Origin of the sequence: Mesorhizobium quangtriensis (assembly GCF_040081925.1) — a bacterium.
Classification (GTDB): Bacteria; Pseudomonadota; Alphaproteobacteria; order Rhizobiales; family Rhizobiaceae; genus Mesorhizobium_K; species Mesorhizobium_K quangtriensis.
Map to the genome: position 1 here is coordinate 889,066 of NZ_JBEBMF010000002.1, position 18,549 is coordinate 907,614.

21 protein-coding genes and 1 pseudogene are annotated in these 18,549 nt (G+C 63.0%); 8 read left to right on the plus strand and 14 right to left on the minus strand.

The features are described 5' to 3' along the window. Window positions 1-156 precede the first annotated feature (156 nt). The 4 genes from ABMA32_RS12830 to ABMA32_RS12845 all read left to right on the plus strand — a co-directional run bounded on the left by ABMA32_RS12830 (window position 157) and on the right by ABMA32_RS12845 (window position 3,145). A complete protein-coding gene (locus ABMA32_RS12830) occupies window positions 157-1,047 on the plus strand; it encodes a GntR family transcriptional regulator (protein ID WP_349014146.1) in 891 nt (296 codons plus the stop codon). 131 nt (window positions 1,048-1,178) lie between these two features. Then, a complete protein-coding gene (locus tag ABMA32_RS12835; protein ID WP_349014147.1) occupies window positions 1,179-2,153 on the plus strand; it encodes a magnesium transporter CorA family protein in 975 nt (324 codons plus the stop codon). Between the two features lie 75 nt (window positions 2,154-2,228). Beyond that, a complete protein-coding gene (locus tag ABMA32_RS12840) occupies window positions 2,229-2,690 on the plus strand; it encodes a MaoC family dehydratase (RefSeq protein ID WP_349014148.1) in 462 nt (153 codons plus the stop codon). Then, complete coding sequence (locus ABMA32_RS12845; protein WP_349014149.1) at window positions 2,687-3,145, plus strand: MaoC family dehydratase; 459 nt, start codon at window positions 2,687-2,689, stop codon at window positions 3,143-3,145. Before ABMA32_RS12840 ends, ABMA32_RS12845 begins: the two co-directional genes overlap by 4 nt. A gap of 4 nt (window positions 3,146-3,149) precedes the next feature. On the opposite strand, the gene ABMA32_RS12850 is transcribed toward ABMA32_RS12845, so the two are convergent. The 9 genes from ABMA32_RS12850 to ABMA32_RS12890 form a co-directional block, all read right to left on the minus strand. Then, window positions 3,150-4,139 carry a glycosyltransferase family 8 protein gene (locus ABMA32_RS12850; protein WP_349014150.1) on the minus strand — a complete coding sequence of 330 codons (990 nt, stop codon included), beginning with the start codon at window positions 4,137-4,139 and terminating at the stop codon, window positions 3,150-3,152. 34 nt (window positions 4,140-4,173) lie between these two features. Further along, the gene (locus tag ABMA32_RS12855; protein WP_349014151.1) at window positions 4,174-4,719 is read right to left on the minus strand and encodes an adenine phosphoribosyltransferase; all 546 of its coding nucleotides are present in this window, start codon (window positions 4,717-4,719) and stop codon (window positions 4,174-4,176) included. 98 nt (window positions 4,720-4,817) lie between these two features. Then, window positions 4,818-5,675: a cytochrome c1 gene (locus ABMA32_RS12860; RefSeq protein WP_349014152.1), complete on the minus strand. Its 858-nt coding sequence runs from the start codon at window positions 5,673-5,675 to the stop codon at window positions 4,818-4,820. 14 nt (window positions 5,676-5,689) lie between these two features. Further along, entirely contained in the window at window positions 5,690-6,991 is a 1,302-nt protein-coding gene (locus ABMA32_RS12865; RefSeq protein ID WP_349014153.1) for a cytochrome b, read from the minus strand. A 14-nt stretch (window positions 6,992-7,005) separates the two neighbouring features. Continuing rightward, entirely contained in the window at window positions 7,006-7,569 is a 564-nt protein-coding gene (gene petA, locus ABMA32_RS12870) for a ubiquinol-cytochrome c reductase iron-sulfur subunit (protein WP_349014154.1), read from the minus strand. 248 nt (window positions 7,570-7,817) lie between these two features. Then, complete coding sequence (locus ABMA32_RS12875) at window positions 7,818-8,117, minus strand: DUF6665 family protein (protein ID WP_349014733.1); 300 nt, start codon at window positions 8,115-8,117, stop codon at window positions 7,818-7,820. A gap of 26 nt (window positions 8,118-8,143) precedes the next feature. Next, window positions 8,144-10,012, minus strand: a complete 1,869-nt coding sequence (locus tag ABMA32_RS12880) for an ABC transporter ATP-binding protein (RefSeq protein WP_349014155.1) — start codon at window positions 10,010-10,012, stop codon at window positions 8,144-8,146. Then, a complete protein-coding gene (locus tag ABMA32_RS12885) occupies window positions 10,009-11,898 on the minus strand; it encodes an ABC transporter ATP-binding protein (protein WP_349014156.1) in 1,890 nt (629 codons plus the stop codon). Before ABMA32_RS12885 ends, ABMA32_RS12880 begins: the two co-directional genes overlap by 4 nt. 48 nt (window positions 11,899-11,946) lie before the next feature. Beyond that, window positions 11,947-12,363 (minus strand): hypothetical protein, encoded by a 417-nt coding sequence (locus tag ABMA32_RS12890; RefSeq protein ID WP_349014157.1) that lies wholly within the window; start codon window positions 12,361-12,363, stop codon window positions 11,947-11,949. A gap of 291 nt (window positions 12,364-12,654) precedes the next feature. Here ABMA32_RS12890 and ABMA32_RS12895 point away from each other — a divergent pair, with 291 nt between their 5' ends. Continuing rightward, window positions 12,655-13,113 (plus strand): tRNA (cytidine(34)-2'-O)-methyltransferase, encoded by a 459-nt coding sequence (locus tag ABMA32_RS12895; protein WP_349014734.1) that lies wholly within the window; start codon window positions 12,655-12,657, stop codon window positions 13,111-13,113. Window positions 13,114-13,122: 9 nt separating this feature from the next. Here ABMA32_RS12895 and ABMA32_RS12900 read toward each other — a convergent pair whose 3' ends face one another. Next, entirely contained in the window at window positions 13,123-13,821 is a 699-nt protein-coding gene (locus ABMA32_RS12900; RefSeq protein WP_349014158.1) for a hypothetical protein, read from the minus strand. Between the two features lie 77 nt (window positions 13,822-13,898). Continuing rightward, window positions 13,899-14,156, minus strand: a complete 258-nt coding sequence (locus ABMA32_RS12905; RefSeq protein WP_349014159.1) for a hypothetical protein — start codon at window positions 14,154-14,156, stop codon at window positions 13,899-13,901. 124 nt (window positions 14,157-14,280) lie between these two features. Here ABMA32_RS12905 and hemF point away from each other — a divergent pair. The 3 genes and pseudogenes from hemF (at window position 14,281) to ABMA32_RS12920 (ending at window position 16,021) form a co-directional block, all read left to right on the plus strand. Next, a pseudogene (gene hemF, locus ABMA32_RS12910) lies at window positions 14,281-15,156 on the plus strand (oxygen-dependent coproporphyrinogen oxidase). Between the two features lie 279 nt (window positions 15,157-15,435). After that, window positions 15,436-15,699, plus strand: coding sequence for a DUF1344 domain-containing protein (locus ABMA32_RS12915; protein WP_349014160.1), 264 nt, complete (start codon window positions 15,436-15,438; stop codon window positions 15,697-15,699). A 136-nt stretch (window positions 15,700-15,835) separates the two neighbouring features. Further along, window positions 15,836-16,021, plus strand: coding sequence for a DUF1059 domain-containing protein (locus tag ABMA32_RS12920; RefSeq protein WP_349014161.1), 186 nt, complete (start codon window positions 15,836-15,838; stop codon window positions 16,019-16,021). Here the strand turns inward: ABMA32_RS12920 and ABMA32_RS12925 are convergent, their stop codons facing one another. Genes ABMA32_RS12925 through ABMA32_RS12935 form a run of 3 tightly spaced genes read right to left on the minus strand, consistent with a single transcriptional unit; the run spans window position 16,022 to window position 18,545 of the window. Then, window positions 16,022-17,287 carry a CCA tRNA nucleotidyltransferase gene (locus ABMA32_RS12925; RefSeq protein ID WP_349014162.1) on the minus strand — a complete coding sequence of 422 codons (1,266 nt, stop codon included), beginning with the start codon at window positions 17,285-17,287 and terminating at the stop codon, window positions 16,022-16,024. Then, on the minus strand, window positions 17,284-17,919 hold the full coding sequence (locus tag ABMA32_RS12930; RefSeq protein WP_349014163.1) for a CoA pyrophosphatase: 636 nt from the start codon (window positions 17,917-17,919) through the stop codon (window positions 17,284-17,286). Before ABMA32_RS12930 ends, ABMA32_RS12925 begins: the two co-directional genes overlap by 4 nt. Then, the gene (locus ABMA32_RS12935; RefSeq protein WP_349014735.1) at window positions 17,916-18,545 is read right to left on the minus strand and encodes a DUF1285 domain-containing protein; all 630 of its coding nucleotides are present in this window, start codon (window positions 18,543-18,545) and stop codon (window positions 17,916-17,918) included. The genes ABMA32_RS12930 and ABMA32_RS12935 overlap by 4 nt, the downstream gene beginning before the upstream one ends. Window positions 18,546-18,549: the final 4 nt, after the last annotated feature.

Below are 18,549 nucleotides of genomic sequence, written 5' to 3' on the forward strand. Positions count from 1 at the left end.
TGCCGGGGCGCCGGACAACATGTCCTGCTGCCTCGTCGTATCCGTCACCCTCATTTCCTCCCTTTTGTTTCTTATAGACAAAAATCATTTGACCGGGTTCCGTCAAATTGTATTTTATGGACTAAAGGACACTCTTTCCTTGTATTCTGGCGGGCCATGAAAACGGACACAGTCTTCAAACGAGCCTTCAACGACGCGCTTGATCTCGTGTCGCGCATCCCGGACGGCGGAGCGCTTCCGTCGGAAAACACGCTTGGTGCCCGGCTGAAGGTCAGTCGCACGACCGTCAGGAAGGTGATTGCAGCACTGGAGGCGCAAGGGATCGTCGACGGGGACGGACGCGAGCGTGTCGTCCGGACAACCGGAGAGGCGATGCAGCCCTTCCCGCACTCGGAAACGATACCCATGGCCGCGCAGGTTGAGGAGCGTTTCATGGAGTGGCTGCTGCGTGACAACGCGCGGCCCGGAACCGCCATCAACGAACTGGAGCTTGCGCGTCAGTTCGGCATCGCGACAACAGGTATCAGAGAATTCCTGAACCGCTTTCAGCGCTTCGGGCTGATCGAGAAGCGCCCTAATTCGGGCTGGGTCTTCAAGGGCTTCACCGAGAGCTTCGCGCTCGAGCTGTTCGAGATTCGCGAGATGTTCGAGCTGCGCTCGGCACGCGCACTTGCCGCGCTGCCTGACGATTCACCGCTCTGGGCCCAGTTGGAAGCGCTGCGGCGCGAGCACCTGCAACTGCTTGACGACATCGAGACGCGCTTCCACGACTTCTCCGATCTCGACAGCCGTTTCCACCGCCTGATCAGCTCGGCCGCGCCGAACCGCTTCATCGACAGCTTCTACGACATCATCACCGTCATCTTCCATTTCCACTACCAGTGGAACAAGCAGGACGAGCGGCAGCGCAACGAGGTCGCGATCCGCGAGCACCTGACCTATATCGACGCACTTTTCGGCCGCAACATCGCCCTCGTAGAACTGGCCTGCCGCGCACACCTCATATCCGCGAAACAGACCTTGCTGCGCTCCACATCCCAGCAATAGCCGTCAAAACGCCGGTATATCGGGCGACGAACGCGCGCCCCGCCCTGCCTTGACGCCACATGCGAGGGCAGCTAAGCGGCGGCCATCGCGCGCGAATGCGCTCCTTTTTCCTCTCGCAATGGAGAACGACGATGATCAAAGCCTTCGTCGTCGATCAGGACCGGCTGCATCCGGTGGATCATCTGACAGCCAACAGCGTCGATGTGGTGTGGGTAGACATGCTCAACCCGACGAAGGACGAGGAAAAGGCCGTCGAACTCTGGCTGAACGTGCTCATCCCGACCCGTGAGGAGATGGAGGAGATCGAGATATCATCGCGCCTCTACGCCGAGAAGGGCGCCTATGTGATGACGGCGACGCTTCCCGCGCACACCGACGGCGACCAGCCCGAAATGCTGCCGGTTACCTTCATGCTGGCTGGAGAGCGACTGATCACGATCCGTTATCACGAGCCACGCGCCTTCCAGACGTTCCCGATGCGGGCGGAGAAGACCGACGTCGGCTGCACCAGCGGCGAGACCATTCTCGTCTCGCTTCTGGAGGCGATCGTGGATCGGCTGGCCGACGTGCTCGAGCGGACAAGCCGGGATGTCATCGGCATCTCGCACGACATCTTCGATTCCAAGGAAAAGAAGGCCTCGAAGCGCGACCGCAACTTCAAGGAGATCATTCACCGCATCGGCAGCAAGGAAGACCTGATCTCCAAGATCCAGGACAGCCTGCTCACGCTGCAGCGCCTGTCCGGCTTCCTCGCCAACGTCGTCACCCAGGATGTCGGCGGCAAAGTGATACGCGCGCGCGTCAAGACCATTGCGCGCGACGTGTCCTCGCTGTCCGACAACGCCTCCTTCCAGACGCAGAAGATCAACTTCCTGCTCGACGCCACCCTCGGCATGATCAACATCGAGCAGAACGGCATCATCAAGATCTTCTCGGTTGCCGCGGTGGTCTTCCTGCCGCCGACTCTCGTCGCCTCGGTCTACGGCATGAATTTCGAGATCATGCCGGAGCTCAAATGGGACCTTGGCTATCCTATCGCGCTCGGCGTCATGGTGCTCTCCGCCATCCTTCCGTTCTGGTTCTTCCGCCGCAAGGGTTGGCTCTGACCAACCGATCGCTTATCAGGGCGTCGTCGGCCAGCGTCGAGAGGGACGCGGGAGGGGAGAATGACTGGAAAAGCGGTGACCAGAAAGACTTGGGCCTTCGAGGATTTGACCGTCGGCAGGTCGATAGACCTCGGCCATAAGGACGTCACGGCGGAGGAGATCGTAGAGTTCGCCGCCGAATACGATCCGCAGCCAATGCATCTCGATGAGGAAGCCGGCCGCGCGAGCATCCTGGGCGGGCTGTCGGCCTCGGGCTGGCACACATGTTCGATGTACATGCGTCTGCTCTGCGACGCCTTCCTGCTCGACTCGACCTCGCAGGGCGCGCCAGGCATTGACCAGATCAAATGGAAAAGGCCGGTGCTGGCCGGCGACCGTCTCGGCGGCAGCATAACGGTGCTTGCCGCGCGCGAGTCGAAATCGCGCCCGGCGATCGGCATCGTCAGCTTCCGGTCGGAGCTTTTCAACCAGCGCGGCGACGCGGTTCTCGAACTGGATAACTCCATCATGTTCCTGAAGCGTGAGGCGCAGGCATGACGCTCGACGAGTTCTTCGAGATCGGCGTCGTCACGCCGCTCGGCACGCATCTCTTTGATGCGGAAGGCATCAAGGCGTTCGCGCGCAAATATGACCCGCAGCCCTTCCATATCGACGAGGAAGCGGCAAAGAACAGCGTCTTCGGCGGGCTCTGCGCTTCCGGCTGGCAGACAGCATCGGCGTGGATGAAGCGCAATCTTGCGACACCAATGAAGGTGTGGACAGGCGAAGGCCCGGCGCCGGTCTTCGGCCCCTCGCCTGGGATCACGAACCTCAAATGGCTGAAGCCGGTCTATGCCGGCGAGACGGTCAGCTACAGCCGAACCGCGCTTTCGCACCGTCCGATGTCGTCCCGCCCGGGATGGCAATTGCTGACGGTCCGTGCCGAGGGAGTCGATTCCACGGGCGCCAAGGTCATCGAGTTCGACAGCGCCGTCCTCGTCAAGGTCGAGTAGGCGATCAGCCCAACCCGATCTGCCTCTCGGGAAAGCTGCCTGCGATGACACCCTTTGCGGCCTGCGCGCCGAAGACTTCGCGTGAGTGCCTGGAATTGTAATGCGCCCGTTTGCGGAGCTTTTCCTTGCCCGTCAGGAAGCCAAGCGGCCCGTCGAATTTCCGGCTGAACCGTTTGAGCAGGAACTGCGCGCGATTGGCAGTGGTGCTCTGATCGAAGCGGTCTGCCCAAGGCGTATTCCGCGCCATTTCCCGGTAGATCGCCTGCGCCTCCGGTTCGACGCCGAGCGGCTTCCACCAAGGCTTGCCCCAGCTGAAATGCCGCGCAAAAGATTCGGCGAACGGTATCTGCGAGTTGAAGTTCGTCATCACGTTCCAGCGCGGATCCATTGTCTGCCAACGGCCCTCGAACACGACGTTGAGCGCGTCCTGGTCATGCTGGAGGCAGATGTCGCGGCGCTCCTGCGCAAACCGCCTGGTCCTTTCCAGGAGCCCCTCGCCACGCACCTGCTCCATGTTGAAGACCAGAACCCCCGAGTTGAAATACGGCGCGCCAGACTTCATCGGCAGTCGCGCTCGGTACTTCGGATCGTAGTACTGCTGCTCGTCATGTGCGGCGAGCAGCGCGCCATTCAGGGGCGTTGCGGCCAGATCTGCCACCGACCGATTGAAGAGCACGTCGCAGTCGGCATAGACAAGCGACCGGTACGGCAGGAAAGCCGGCAGCACGTCGACGAACAGGCGCATGTAGGCAGCCAGCCCCAGCCGATCGGTGTTGAACGCAAATCCTTCGAGTTCTCGCGACATATCGACAATGGCGACGTCGTCTCCCAACAGCACTGTTGCCGCATCCAGATCTTCGCGCCCGACCCCTGTCTGTAAAATCACGCCAGGCATGGTTTTGCCTGACACGTCGAGAACCCTGCGTGCCGCGAGACAGGCGTACGGAAAATACTTCTTGTCCGCCGCGAAGAAGTAGCACGCCTCGTTCTGCATGAATCGTCGCCTCGGCACGGCAGCCTTGCGGCCCTCAATGTCCCTCGAACGCAACCAGCGTGCGAACCGGGACACCGAGATTCTCGAGTTTCCTGCGGCCGCCAAGGTCTGGCAGGTCGATGACGAAACAGGCGGCCACGAGGTCCGCACCCATCTGGGACAGCAACTTGACGGCGGCCTCGGCAGTACCGCCGGTTGCGATCAGGTCATCGACCAGGATGACCTTCTCTCCCGGCTGGATGGCGTCCTTGTGCATCTCCATCTCGTCAAGGCCGTATTCGAGACTGTAGGCGACACGCACCGTCTCGTGCGGTAGCTTGCCCTTCTTACGGATCGGCACAAAGCCCGCCGAAAGCTGGTGCGCAACGGCGCCGCCGAGGATGAAGCCTCGCGCCTCGATGCCAGCGATCTTGTCCATCTTCATCCCTGCATAGGGCTGCACCAGTTCGTCGATCGCCCGCCGAAAGGCGCGTGCATTGCCGAGCAGCGTGGTGATGTCGCGAAACAGGATGCCGGGCTTCGGATAATCCGGAATCGTCCGGATCGAGGCCAGCAACGTGTCTTCGAGGGTGAGCTTCATGTTTTCCGGTCCCCAGCAGCGGATCTGGTTTTGCCCGCCCGCGCGGCAAAAGAAAAGGGCGCCTTAAGCGCCCTTCCCGTCAAGTCATTTAAGCCAGCTCAATGAGCGACGTTCGCCCAGACCTTGCGCTTGGTGGCCCAGACAAGACCTGCGAAGAGGATCAGGAACACCATCACGCTAAAACCCATCTGCTTGCGGGTCTCCATATGCGGCTCAGCGGCCCACATCAGGAACGCGGAAACGTCGCGCGCATACTGGTCAACGGTCTCGGGTGCCCCGTCGTCATAGGTAACCTGCCCGTCGGACAGCGGCTTGGCCATCGCCAGCGCCGGACCGTTCATGAAGAACGGGTTGTAGTGCGTGCCCGCGCCGATCTGCAGTCCTGCCGGCGGCTCATGGTCGTAGCCCGTCAGCAGCGAGTGGATGTAGTCCGGGCCGCCTTCGGCATATTGCGTGAAGATGTCGAACACGAAGGTCGGGAAGCCGCGCGTGACGCCACGAGCCTTCGCGATCAGGGAGAAGTCCGGAGGCGCTGCGCCGTTGTTGGCCGCCGCGGCCGCCTCGTGGTTAGGGAACGGCGACGGGAAATGATCCGACGGAATCGCCGGGCGCTCGAACATCTCGCCATCAGCGTTCGGGCCGTCCGTCACCGTGTATTCCGCGGCGAACGACTTGATCTGCGCCTCGGAGTAACCGAGGTCGGACAGTGTGCGGAACGCAACGAGGCTCATCGAATGGCAGGCCGAGCAGACCTCCTTGTAAACCTTCAGGCCGCGCTGCAACTGACCGCGATCGTAGGTTCCGAATGGACCGGCGAAAGACCAGCTCTCCTCGGTAGGGTGCAGGATCGGATAGTGCGGGGTGCCGCCTTCGGCCTCCTCCGCGGCGCCGGCAAGGCCGGTGGCACAGCCGATCACGACGCCGGCAACGGCCAGAACGCTGAGAATCCTGTTCATCGGAAATATCCCTCTCAGCCCTTGGTTTCAGGCGCTGCGGCAGCGCCGGCGGGGTGTCCCGCCCCGCCCTTGTTCTTCTCGAGCACGGCTTCCGTGATCGAGTTCGGCAGCCGGCGCGGCGTCTCGAACAAGCCCAGCAGCGGCATGATGACAAGGAAGAACGCGAAGTAGTAGAGCGCCGACACCTGCATCGCCGGGATGTACCAGCCTTCCGCCGGCTTGGAACCGAGCCAGCCGAGGAAGATGGCGTTCGCCGCGAACAGCCAGAAGAAGAACTTGTACCACGGGCGATAGACAGCCGAGCGCACCTTCGACGTATCGAGCCATGGCACCACGAACAGCACCGCGATCGCGCCGAACATGGCGAGCACGCCGCCCAGCTTGGAATCGATCGGCCCGATGTTGAAGGTGACGGCGCGCAGGATCGCGTAGAACGGCAGGAAGTACCATTCCGGAACGATGTGGGCCGGCGTCTTCAATGGGTCGGCGACGATGTAGTTGTCGGGATGGCCGAGATAGTTCGGGATGTAGAACACGAACCAGGCGAAGAGGATGAAGAAGAACACCATCGCCAGAGCATCCTTCACCGTCGCATACGGAGTGAAGGCGACAGTATCGGTCTTCGACTTGATTTCGATGCCGGTCGGGTTGGTCTGACCGACAACATGCAGCGCCCAGATGTGCAGGACCACGACGCCGGCGATCATGAACGGCAGCAGGTAGTGCAGGGCGAAGAAGCGATTGAGCGTCGGGTTATCGACCGCGAAGCCGCCGAGCAACAGCTGCTGGATCCATTCGCCGACCAGCGGGATCGCGGTGAAGAAGCCGGTGATGACCGTCGCGCCCCAGAAGCTCATCTGGCCCCAAGGCAGCACGTAGCCCATGAAGCCCGTCGCCATCATCAGCAGATAGATGATGCAGCCGAGGATCCAGAGCAACTCGCGCGGCGCCTTGTACGAGCCGTAGTAGAGGCCGCGGAAGATATGGACATAGACGGCTATGAAGAACATCGAAGCGCCGTTGGAATGCAGGTAGCGCAGCAGCCAGCCCGAATTCACGTCGCGCATGATCTTCTCGACCGACTGGAAGGCCAGGCCGGTGTCCGACACGTAATGCATGGCGAGCGCCACGCCGGTCAGTATCTGCGAAACGAGCATGATCGCCAGGATGCCACCGAAGGCATAGGCGTAGTTCAAGTTGCGCGGAACCGGGTAGGAAACGAAGGAATCATGCATCAGCCGCGGCAGCGGCATGCGCGAATCGAACCAGCGTTCGATGCCGGTCTTTGGCGTATAGGTCGAGTGTCCACCGCTCATCGGAATCTGTCCCCTCAGCCGATCCGCACGCGGGTGTCGGATATGAAAGCAAAAGTCGGCACGGCCATGTTCTGAGGCGCCGGACCTTTCCGGATGCGTCCGGCAGTATCGTAATGCGAACCGTGGCACGGGCAGAACCAGCCGCCGAAATCGCCGGCCTGGCCGAGCGGCACGCAACCGAGATGCGTGCAAACGCCGATCATCACCAGCCAGTTCTCGCGGTCGGCGCCGGCTGAACGATCCACATCGGTCGCAGCGGCGGTGGAGGGCAGGTTGGCGTTGCGCGCGACAGGGTCCTTGAGTTCCGACATCGGAACTTCCTTCGCGGCCTCGATCTCCTCGGGCGTGCGGTTGCGGATGAAGACCGGCTTGCCGCGCCACTTGACCGTCAGCGACATGCCGGGCTGCACCTGCGAAACGTCGACTTCCACGGAAGCCAGCGCCAGCGTCGAGGCGTCCGGGCGCATCTGGTCGATGAAAGGCCACGCAAACGCCGCGGCGCCAACGGCGCCGGCAACGCCGGTAGCAACGTAAAGGAAGTCCCGTCGTGTGGGATCGTGGATGTCGGTCGCGCTCACGGGACTCCGTCCTTTCGCCTCAAGAAAGCCGAAGACGGAGCTTTTCCCCTCGCTCACCTACACGCCGGCCCGTCAGCACATGGCAACGAGCTAGCGAGATTCCTCCGGCATTTTTCGATTTCGGTTTATGCGTGAAGCCACCCTTTGTCCAGACGGCAGCGGCAGAGAGGGCAGATTGTCGCGGGGATAGGGAATAGCGAGCCGGACTGCGGCTTTCCGCTGAAAAACGAAGACGGCGAATGATGCTGTCAGGCTGCTCCCATGCGGACCAGCACGGCTCGCGGAATATCATATTCCCGGATGATCGCCTCGTGCCTGCGAAAGCCGCACAGTTCCCGCTGGATGAAATAGGCGTGGACGGCGGCCGCAGCCGCCTTGAGAGCGGCTTCGCGGCCCTCGTCTTCCTTGGGGATTTCCTTCAGACGGGCGAGCGCCAGCCGCGCCTTTTCCCCGGCCTTGCCCAGCGCCGCCGCCTTCTCCGCCAATATCTCGTGGCCGAGAAGATCGAGCCCGGAATCGGCCGGCAGGCCCGGCCACATTGATGACATGCGCTGCGACACAGTCTGTCCTTGCTCTATTCGGCGGCCAGCCTGTCGCCCAGGAAACCGCCCGACTGCCGCTTCCACAATTGGGCATAGAGGCCGCCCTTCGCAAGCAGGCTTTCATGCGTGCCTTCCTCGACGATCCTGCCCTCGTCGAGCACGATCAGCCGGTCGAGCGCCGCAATGGTGGAGAGCCGGTGGGCTATGGCGATCACCGTCTTGCCCTCCATCAGCCGGTAGAGATTGTCCTGGATCGCCGCCTCCACCTCCGAATCGAGCGCCGAGGTCGCCTCGTCGAGAATCAGCACCGGCGCATCCTTGAGCATCATGCGCGCAATCGCGATTCGCTGCCTTTGCCCGCCGGAAAGCTTGACGCCACGTTCGCCAAACTGCGCGTCATAGCCTGTGCGCCCCCTCGGATCGGCAACGTCTGCGATGAAATCATGCGCCGAGGCGCGTTTCGCCGCATCCTCGATTTCGGCCTGGGTGGCATCCGCCTTTCCGTAGGCGATGTTGTCGCGAATCGCGCGGTGCATCAGCACGGCGTCCTGGCTCACCACACCGAACTGCGCGCGCAGCGATGCCTGCGTCAGCGAGCGGATATCCTGCCCGTCGATGAGGATGCGACCGCCCTCGACATCGAACAGCCTGAGGATGAGGTTCACCACTGTCGTCTTGCCGGCACCCGACGGGCCGATCAGCGCCACCCGCTCGCCCGGCCGGATATGCAGGTTCAGGTTCTCGATGACACCCTCGCCCTTGCCGTAGTGGAACGTCACGTCCTCGAAGCGAATGTCGCCTTTGGCGCGCGTCATGACGGCGGCATCGGGCGCGTCCTGTATCGCCGGCCTGACCGAGATCGTTCGCGTTGCGTCCTGTACGGTGGCGTAGTTGCGGACCAGCCCGTTGATGTTGAACATCATCCAGCCCGACATCTGGTTCAGCCGGAAGACGAGGCCGAGCGCCGCCGCGATCGCACCGGTCGACACCTGCCCGTTCGTCCAGCTCATCACACAGATCGCGGCGACCGTGCTCATCATGATGCCGTTCAGCACGGCGATCGCCGAGCGAACCGTGGTGATGGCGCGCGTTAGCCTGACCGTCGCGGCGAGTAGGCTCTCCAGCCCGTCGCGCACATGGACATGCTCGCGCCGGCCGCTGTCGAACAGCTTCACGGACATGATGTTCGTGAAGGCATCGACCAGCCGGCCGTTGAAGACGGCGCGCTCATCGGCCGTCGCGCGGCCGGCCTTGCGCATCTCCGGCATCAGGAACCAGATGATCGCGGCATAGCCGACGAACCAAAGCGCCACGACCAGCCCCAGCCACGGATCGAGCGAGGCGAGGATCGTGATGGTCAGCACCATGAAGGTGATGAACGACCAGACGGTCTGCAGCACGTTGACGATGAACTCGCCCACCGCATCGCCGGCCTGCATGATCTTGGTAGCAATGCGCCCCGCGAAATCGTTCTGGTAGAAGGAATAGGACTGCTCGATCACCCGCCGGAAGGATTGCCAGCGCACCAGCGAATAGAAGCTTGGCACCACCACCTGCTGCTCGACCACCGCGGACGCGATCATCACGACCGCGCGCACGACCAGCAAAAGCACGAGCAGGCCGAGCAGCTCCGGCCAGTGGTCGGCGAGCAAGGCCGCTGGGCTCGACCTGTCCAGCAGATCGATCAGCCAGCCGACCGACCAATAGAGTGCCGCATCCACCGCACCGACGAAAAAGCTCGTCACCAGGAGCAGGATGAACGGTATTCTCGCCTGTTCCGCGAAATAGAGGATGAAGCGCCAAGCGTCCTTCGGCAGAACGTCGCGGTCGGTATCCGAGAACGCGTCGATCGCGCCCTCGAACCGTCCCCACAACCTTTCGCGGAAATCGCCGTCGGTCATTCCGCTGCAATGCCCTCGCGTTCGGTCGGTTCCACCGTCGCTTTTGCCTCGGGCGCGGAGTCGTCTGGCAGGAAGCCGCCGGACTGGCGCTCCCAGAGCTGAGCATAGATGCCGCCCCTGGCCACCAGTTCCTCATGCGAGCCGTCCTCGACCACCTGACCGCCATCCATGACGACAAGCCTGTCCATCGCCGCGATGGTCGACAGCCGGTGGGCGATGGCGATCACGGTCTTGCCTTCCATCAGCCGGTAGAGGTTTTCCTGGATCGCCGCCTCCACTTCAGAATCCAGCGCCGAGGTCGCCTCGTCGAGGATCAGGATCGGCGCGTCTTTCAGCATGACGCGCGCGATCGAGATGCGCTGGCGCTGGCCACCCGACAGCTTCACGCCGCGCTCGCCGACATGCGCGTCGAAACCCTTGCGCCCCTTTGGATCGGTCAGCCCATCGATGAAGCCGAGCGCCTCGGCGCGCCGCGCCGCCTCGATCACCATCGCCTCGCTGGCGTCAGGCCGGCCGTAGAGGATGTTGTCGCGCACCGAGCGATGCAGCAGGGAGGTGTCCTGCGTCACCATTCCGATCTGCGCGCGCAAGCTGTCCTGCGTCACCGCGCCGATATCCTGCCCGTCGATCAGGATGCTTCCCTTCTCGAGGTCGTAGAACCGCAGCAGCAAGTTGACCAGCGTCGACTTGCCGGCGCCGGACCGTCCCACGATGCCGACCTTCTCGCCCGGCTTAATGGTCAGCGACAGCTTTTCGATGATGCCTTTGCCCTTGCCGTAGTGGAAGCCGATGTCGCGGTACTGGATCTCGCCTTTGCTGACGACGAGTTCCTTCGCGCCGGGCCGGTCCTCGACCAGCCTCGGCATCGAGATCGAGCCGATGCCGTCCTGCACCGTGCCGATGTTCTCGAACAGCGCCGACATTTCCCACATGATCCACTGCGACATGCCCCAGAGCCTGAGCACGAGGCCGATCACGACCGCCACCGCGCCGATGGACACGGCGTCGCCCAGCCACAGCCAGATCGACATCGACGCCACCGAGAACAGCAGCAGCGAGTTCATGAGGTAAAGCAGGCCATAGAGACTGGTGACGAGCCGCATCGAACGATGCACGGTCTGCAGGAACTCGCCCATTCCTTCTTTTGCGAAGCTCGCCTCACGCTTGGCGTGAGAAAACAGCTTGACCGTCTGGATGTTGGTGTAGCTGTCGACCACGCGGCCGGTCATCATCGAGCGCGCATCGGCCTGCTGCTCCGCGACCTTGCCAAGCCGGGGGATGAAGTATCGAAGCAGGATGATGTAGGCGACGAGCCACACAACCAATGGCGCCGCAAGCCGCCAGTCGGACGAGCCGACAATCCACAGCATGCCGAGGAAATAGACGATGACGTAGTTGAGGACGTCGATCAGCTTGATCACGCATTCGCGTACAGCGAGCGCCGTCTGCATCAGCTTGGTGGCGATGCGGCCGGCGAATTCGTCCTGGTAGAAGGTCATCGACTGCTTGAGCAGATAGCGATGCACGTCCCAGCGGATGCGCATGGGATAGTTGCCCATCAGCGTCTGCTGGTGGACCAGAGACTGCAGCAGCGCCATTGCGGGCATTAGGATCAGCACGACAAAGCCCATGCCGGCGAGCTTCCAGCCCTCGGTCTGCAGGAACGTCTCGCGGTTCTGGTTCGACAGCCAGTCGACGATCGAGCCTAGGAAGCCGAACATCCAGACTTCCGCGATGGCGATCGCAGAGATCAGCAACCCGGCCATCGTAATGTAGGGCCACGACCCCTTTGTGTAGTGAAGGCAGAAGGCGACCAGCGTCTTAGGCGGCTCGACGGGCTCTGCTGCCGGAAACGGATCGAGGCGATTTTCAAACCAGCGAAACATGCGAATTTCGTCTTTCAAATGCTTGTGTCGTATGGGCCGGACCGCTTTTCAGGCGGCCCGGCTGCCGTTCAGTTTGGAACCGTTCAGCTTCGGCTTTTCTGCTACGGAGGCGCCCGACTCGGCTTCGACGAGCCATACATAGGGCTTGCGAACGGTTTCGCCGAGTACCGGGTCGACCCGAGCGCTTGCGCCAGGCTCTTTCGGTGCGGATTGCCCGCGCCGAAACAGCATGCGCAGAAGCCGCGCGATCAGGCCCGGCCTATCCACCCGGACGACCTGCGAGAGGTCGACATCAGACAACTGGCCGCGATGCGGCCGGAAGGTCGGGCGTTCAGCCTCGCGCCGCTGGCCCAGCGCCAACGCCCAGGCATTCAGCCGCGCATCGTCGAGCCTTATTGGCCTCTCGGCCTCGAACAGTCGTGTTGTGTACGGATCACGCCGTACGCGCTTGAAACGGAAAAACATCGCGAGAATCCCTGGAGAACCGGAAGGTCCGGCGGAAATCGCGAACGGCTTTTGGAGAATGTCTTAAAGCGTCGAACCGATTCCGCCCTTAGGCGAAACCCCATCGGGTGGGGCGGTGGATATCTACGGTCATCATGAATTCCATATCCGCCTCCGCTGGTTCGAGTTGCTGTTCAGGTTGACAGGGTTGCGGCTATAGTCGCATTCCGCTGCGAAAGCCACCGTCAATGCTCTGGGAGCAGCCGCTCTGCTGACAACTGTGGCCATCCTGCAACGCACAGCCGGAGGCCCATCCTGGCATCCTTCCGCATCGCCCTCTATCAACCCGACATCGCCGGCAACACCGGCACGATCCTGCGTATGGCGGCGTGCCTAGGCGTCGCTGTCGACATCATCGAGCCTGCCGGTTTCGATCTTTCCGACCGCAACCTGAAGCGCGCCGGCATGGACTATCTAGAGATGGCCGCGCTGACCCGGCACGTCGACTTCGACCGGTTCGACGCTTGGCGGCGCGCCGGGAAGCACCGCCTTTTGTTGCTCTCGACCAAGGCCGCCCTTCCCTACACCGACTTCAGCTACGGCGACGGGGACATCCTGCTGTTCGGCCGCGAATCGGCCGGCGTGCCCGACTCCGTTCATGACCTGGCAGATGCGCGCCTGCTGATCCCCATGCCCGGTGGCGGCCGCAGCCTCAACCTCGCACTTGCCTCCGCAATGGTCGCCGGCGAGGCGATGCGGCAGTTGAACTGAAGGCGCACTTCACGGCGATGGCGCAACGGAAGTGGGTGAGCCGTTCGACCCCGCGCCCTCTATGAGCATTCGGTGCGCAGCCGAGCCGTTCTTTTTCTCGAACAGCGATCCCTCTCCCTCCGAAGGCAGCGCCAGGAACGGATCTGGCTGATGCCTCGACACGGTATCACCGGCCGTACCAGGCAGAAGCGGGGCGACATCGGCCTGCCCGGATTCCTCCGTGTCGATGAAATATTCGTAGGCGATGATGCCGGCCCCAAGAAAAACACCGACCTTCGGCGCGTGCCTGATCGCAGGCAGAGCCGACAGCCGCCGGGTCACCGGCGCCAGCGACCTGATCCGCGCAGAGGACACGTCGTTGCCGAGGATAGGGCTAAGCCTGCGTATGAGATCGGTGTCGGTGATCAGATTGGAATTGATGCCGCCCAGCCCCTTGTGCGCTTTCCACGAGCCATATGCGATGCCGCCGCCGGAAAGCTCGTTGCCAAGCCCTTGAGTCAGACGGCTGCACGGCCCCGAGAAGGTTTGATTGAAAATGCCGCAGGCACCGTCCAACAAACCGCTGGATCGCCCGAGACTGGTGGAGTCGGGCGCGACCGGCGAAGGGGCTGCGGTCAGGGGAACAGCCTGTTCCTGTGCCGTTGCCGTCGAGATGACCAGGAACAGCACCAGCAAGCCCGTCGCAATTGATCCTGCACGGCTTTTCATACGTCCACCGCCGAAAAGGGCGTATCTCTGCCAGTGTAGTCTCTCGCCGGGTCAAATCAAGCAGAGGTGATGGCGGGTCAATCCGCCGCCGGCAGCCGGCGGATGGTGAACTCGATCACGTCGCCCGGCCGTTCGAACCAGCTTTCGATCTCGGTCCAGTAGGCCTGCTTGGGCCAGCGGTCGAACCATTCGCGCGCCTTGTCACGCGCGTCGGGGCGCGGCAGCACGTAGGTCTCGCGCAGGAATCCGTCGCGCGGCATGCGTTCGCGCTCGGCGCGCGACTTTTCCAGCCGCTTCTTCAGCCCGTCCAACGGTGGTCTTGCCGGCGTACGCATGCACGGAATCCTTGACCCTTCCGGCAAAGAGACTAGGGAAACCCCACGAAATTACGAGTCATTTGTCGAAGGCGCCTCTGCAGACCATGGAACGCCCGACATCCCGGCCAGCCGGCCTGCCGACATGGAACAGCGCAAGCAGGGCGCCCGCGCCTGGCCCGAGGCGCTGCGCGACACAATCTGCGCCGGCTTCGAAAAGATCGAGGACGACGTTTCAGGGCCTCACACCGACCGCTCACCAGGCCGTTTCGACCGCACGCCATGGCTGCGCAACGACGGCAAAGAGGGCGGCGGAACCATGTCCATGCTGCACGGCCGCGTCTTCGAGAAGGCCGGCGTCCACACCTCGACGGTCCATGGCGAGTTCTTGCCCGAATTCCGCAAGCAGATTCCCGGCGCTGAGGAAGACCCGCGCTTCTGGGCCTCCGGCATCTCGCTCATCGTCCATCCGTGGAACCCGAATGTGCCTGCCGTCCACATGAACACGCGAATGGTCGTCACCTCACGCTGGTGGTTCGGCGGCGGCGCGGACCTGACGCCCGTGCTGGATCGTCGCCGCGTGCAGACCGACCCCGACGCAATCGCCTTCCATGCCGCCATGCGCGAAAGCTGCGAGCGCCATCCTGATGTCGCCGACTACCCGCGCCTGAAAAAATGATGCGACGAGTATTTCTTCCTGCCCCACCGCAACGAGCCGCGCGGCATCGGCGGCACCTTCTTCGACTGGCAGCATTCACCCGAAGAGAAAGGCGGCTGGGAGGCCGATTTCGCCTTCGTGCAGGATCTAGGCCGGTCCTTCCTGGAGATCTACGACCGCATCGTGCGTCGAAACTTCAATAATCCGTGGACCGATGCCGACCGCGAGGAACAGCTCGTGCGCCGCGGCCGCTACGCCGAGTTCAACCTGCTCCACGACCGCGGCACCATCTTCGGCCTGAAGACCGGCGGCAACGTCGTCTCTATCCTCTCCAGCCTGCCGCCGACGGTGAAATGGCCTTGAGGCACTGGGCCGCCGCCCTGCGTCATCTCGCCACACGGCACCTCCGCCACTGTCGGGGCGAAATCGCGTCAACGACCGCCTGATTGTGTCGTCTCTCCCGCCGGAGAGTTTCTTTTTCGTCTAATAGCCCCGCTGGCTGGCGGGTCTATTTCTGTCGGCGGGCCGGAACACGCCGGCGGCTTCATCCCCCCAAGGAGCCGCGACACGACGTGTCCAGACGGTCCGGACTATGCGGGACGGATCGAGCATGATCCTCCCGCCAATTCAGGAGAGCCTGCCATGCGCAAGCTTCTTGTTCCGGCAGCGGCCGCTGCCCTTCTCGCCACCTCCGCTCTTACCTTTGCCGCCACCGCGCAGCACACGACGGGAACGGTCAAGTCCTACGACTCCAAGGCCCAGTCGCTGACGCTGGCGGATGGCTCGGTCTACATGCTGCCCAAGACATTCAAGGATCCGGGTCTGAAAGCCGGTGAGAAGGTGTCGATCAACTGGGAAATGAAGGGGTCGACCAAGGCCGCCGATCAGGTGATGATCACCAAGTAACCGCGTTCCCGGAGGACGGCGGGATCGGCGTGGTCCTGCCGTCTTTCTTTGTGAGAGGCGACGCAACCTTTCGCCTTCTTTTCATGTTATTCTCCCGCTCTTGGCAACGACAAGAAACCTGAAAAAGGAGGAAGCGATGAAGGAATTCCATTGCGGCTCGCTGGTGCCCGGTTGTGACTGGCACACCCGCCACGAGGAAGAAGCCGAAATCATCCGCCGCGCCGCCGACCATATGCGCCAGACTCACGGCGAGACCGTTATACGCGAGACGATGGTCGAGGCCATTCGCTCGCGCATCGAGAAGGTCCGCAGCGCGGCCTGATCACCTACCCGAAACATAGGCTGCGGCGCGTTCGAGAAGCGCGCCGCCATCGAGCCTGAACTCGGCCTCGATCCACTCCTCCTCAAGTCGCTTCAACAGCTTTCCCATCTCCGGACCCGCGGGAACGCCAATCTTCTGCAGGTCCGCACCCTTGAGCGGGAATTTCGGCGTTTCCCGGTTCTGCGCGAATTTCAGCAGCCGCGCATAGCCGCCCGCCTCCACCAGCGCCTCGTTCTCGGTGATCGCCCGTGCGCGCGCTCCGGCAAGCGCCAGCTTCAGCCGATCGAGCAGAGGCTGCCGGCCTTCCCGATAGAGCCGCTTGGCCAGTTCGCTTTCCGTGGCTTTCGGACCGATCGGCGGCGCCATCGCCCAGCCCTTCAGCCGATCGGCGTCCGCGTTGGAAAGCTTCAGCCGCTCCGCCATCGCCGCCATGCGCGCGGCGTCCGGCGGCACGATCGCCTCCAGCCGCAGCAGAGGGTCGGCCGGCCAGCCGAGGTCGCCCTCCGCCTTGACCAGCCCGTGAATGGCGTCGATGCCCCACTTCTCGCTTTCGGGCAGCGCCTTCGTCAGCACTCCCGCCTGCCGCATCCACAGGAGTGCGCGCGAGGGATCGGGCGCGGAAAGCAGTTTCCTCAGTTCTGCCCAGACTCGCTCAGCCGACAGCTTCTCCAGCCCGTCCTTCAGCCGGGCGGTTGCCTTGACACCCTCCGCATCCGGCCGTCCTTTCCCATACCATGCAAAGAAGCGGTAAAAGCGCAGGATGCGCAGATAGTCTTCGCGGATGCGCGCTTCGGGATCACCGATAAAGCGCAGCGTGCGGCTTTGGAGATCGGCCAGCCCGCTGACCAGATCGATCACGCGGCCATCCGCTTCTGCATAGAGTGCGTTGATAGTGAAGTCGCGCCGCTCGGCATCCGCCTTCCAATCGCGCCCGAAGGCGACCTTCGCTCGTCGTCCGTCCGTCTCGACATCGGCGCGCAGGGTCGTCACCTCGTATCCGACGCCATGCGCGATGACGGTCACGGTGCCATGCTCGATACCCGTCGGCACGACCTTGAACCCCGCCGCCTCGGCCCGGCGCATGGTTTCCTCCGGCATGCAGGTCGTGGCGATATCCACATCGGCGACCGCCTCGCCCAGCAGTGCGTTGCGTACCGCGCCGCCCGCGATGCGCGCTTCTTCCCCCTTCGCGTTGAGGACGCCGAGCAGCTTCTGCAGCCCGGCATCCTCCAGCCATTCGGCACCCGCCACCGTCGCGCCGTTCACAAGTAGAGCCTTTCGTAAACCGTACGGATGATGCCCGCCGTTACGCCCCAGATGCGCTGTTCGCCATAGGGCATGTCGTAGTAAGTCCAGAGCTGCCGGTTGTATTCGCGGCTCTCCTGTGCATGGTTCGCTGGATCCATCAGAAATCGCAACGGCACCTCGAAAGCTTTGTCGACCTCATGCGGGTTGATCATCAGATGAAAGCCAGGCCGCACTATCGAAAGCACTGGCGCTATACGATAGCCGCTTGCCGACACGTAGTCAGGTATACGAGCAATCACCTCGACATGGCCGGGGTCGAGGCCGATCTCCTCCTGCGCCTCCCGCAGTGCCGTCGCCTCCGGCGATGCGTCCGTCGGATCGATGCGGCCACCCGGAAAAGCCACCTGCCCCTTATGGTCGGACAGCGTCTCCGCCCGTTTGGTCAGGATGACGCTCGCCTCGGATCCGTGATCCACGACCGGGATCAGTACCGCAGCCTCACGCAGCGTCCTCTGTTCGAGGAAGCGCGGGTGACCCGGATTGAAGCTATGGTCGCCATAGTCGAAATTCTCGTGCGGCCCCCGGTCGACCGACGCGCGCCGGCGGAAATCCTCCGCCGAGAACGGCGCTATCCCGGCGTCCGCGATCATGCGCTCAAGCGCTCCAGCCGCTCGGCGGGCATGATCGGGAAGGTCACCCCTTTCGAGCGGACGGCGAACATCGGCTCTCCGTCCATCTCGATCTCCTCGCCGTATTCGACAAGTTCGTACATCACCGGCCGCGCCACCAGCGCTTCGAGCCGGCCGCGGACCAGCACATAGGGCTTCAGCCCGCCGGTCTCGTCCTCGTCAATGAAGCGCAGCGGATTCGCGGGTCCAGCCTCCACGACATCGCCCACATTCGTACGGAAAGTGATGACCTGCGCGTCACCTTCGCCAGACACATTCATCTCGACCGCCACGAAGGGCGCATCGACCACCCTTATCCCCACTTTCTCGACCGGCGTCACCAGATAGGTCTTGCCGTCGGCGTCTTTCCGCAGCACCGTGGAGAAGAGTTGAACGAGCGGCATCCTCCCGATCGGCGTGCCGAGATAGAACCAGGTTCCGTCTGCCCGGATCTCCATGTCGAGGTCGCCGCAGAAGTCCGGGTTCCACCTGTCGACCGGCGGCAAGCCTTTGCCCGCGCGGGTCGCGCGCGAGATCAGGGCCGTCAACCCGGCGGGGTCCTTGGCGGCGGCGAGACTGCCCTCGGTAGAATTGTTGTGATCTGCCATGGTC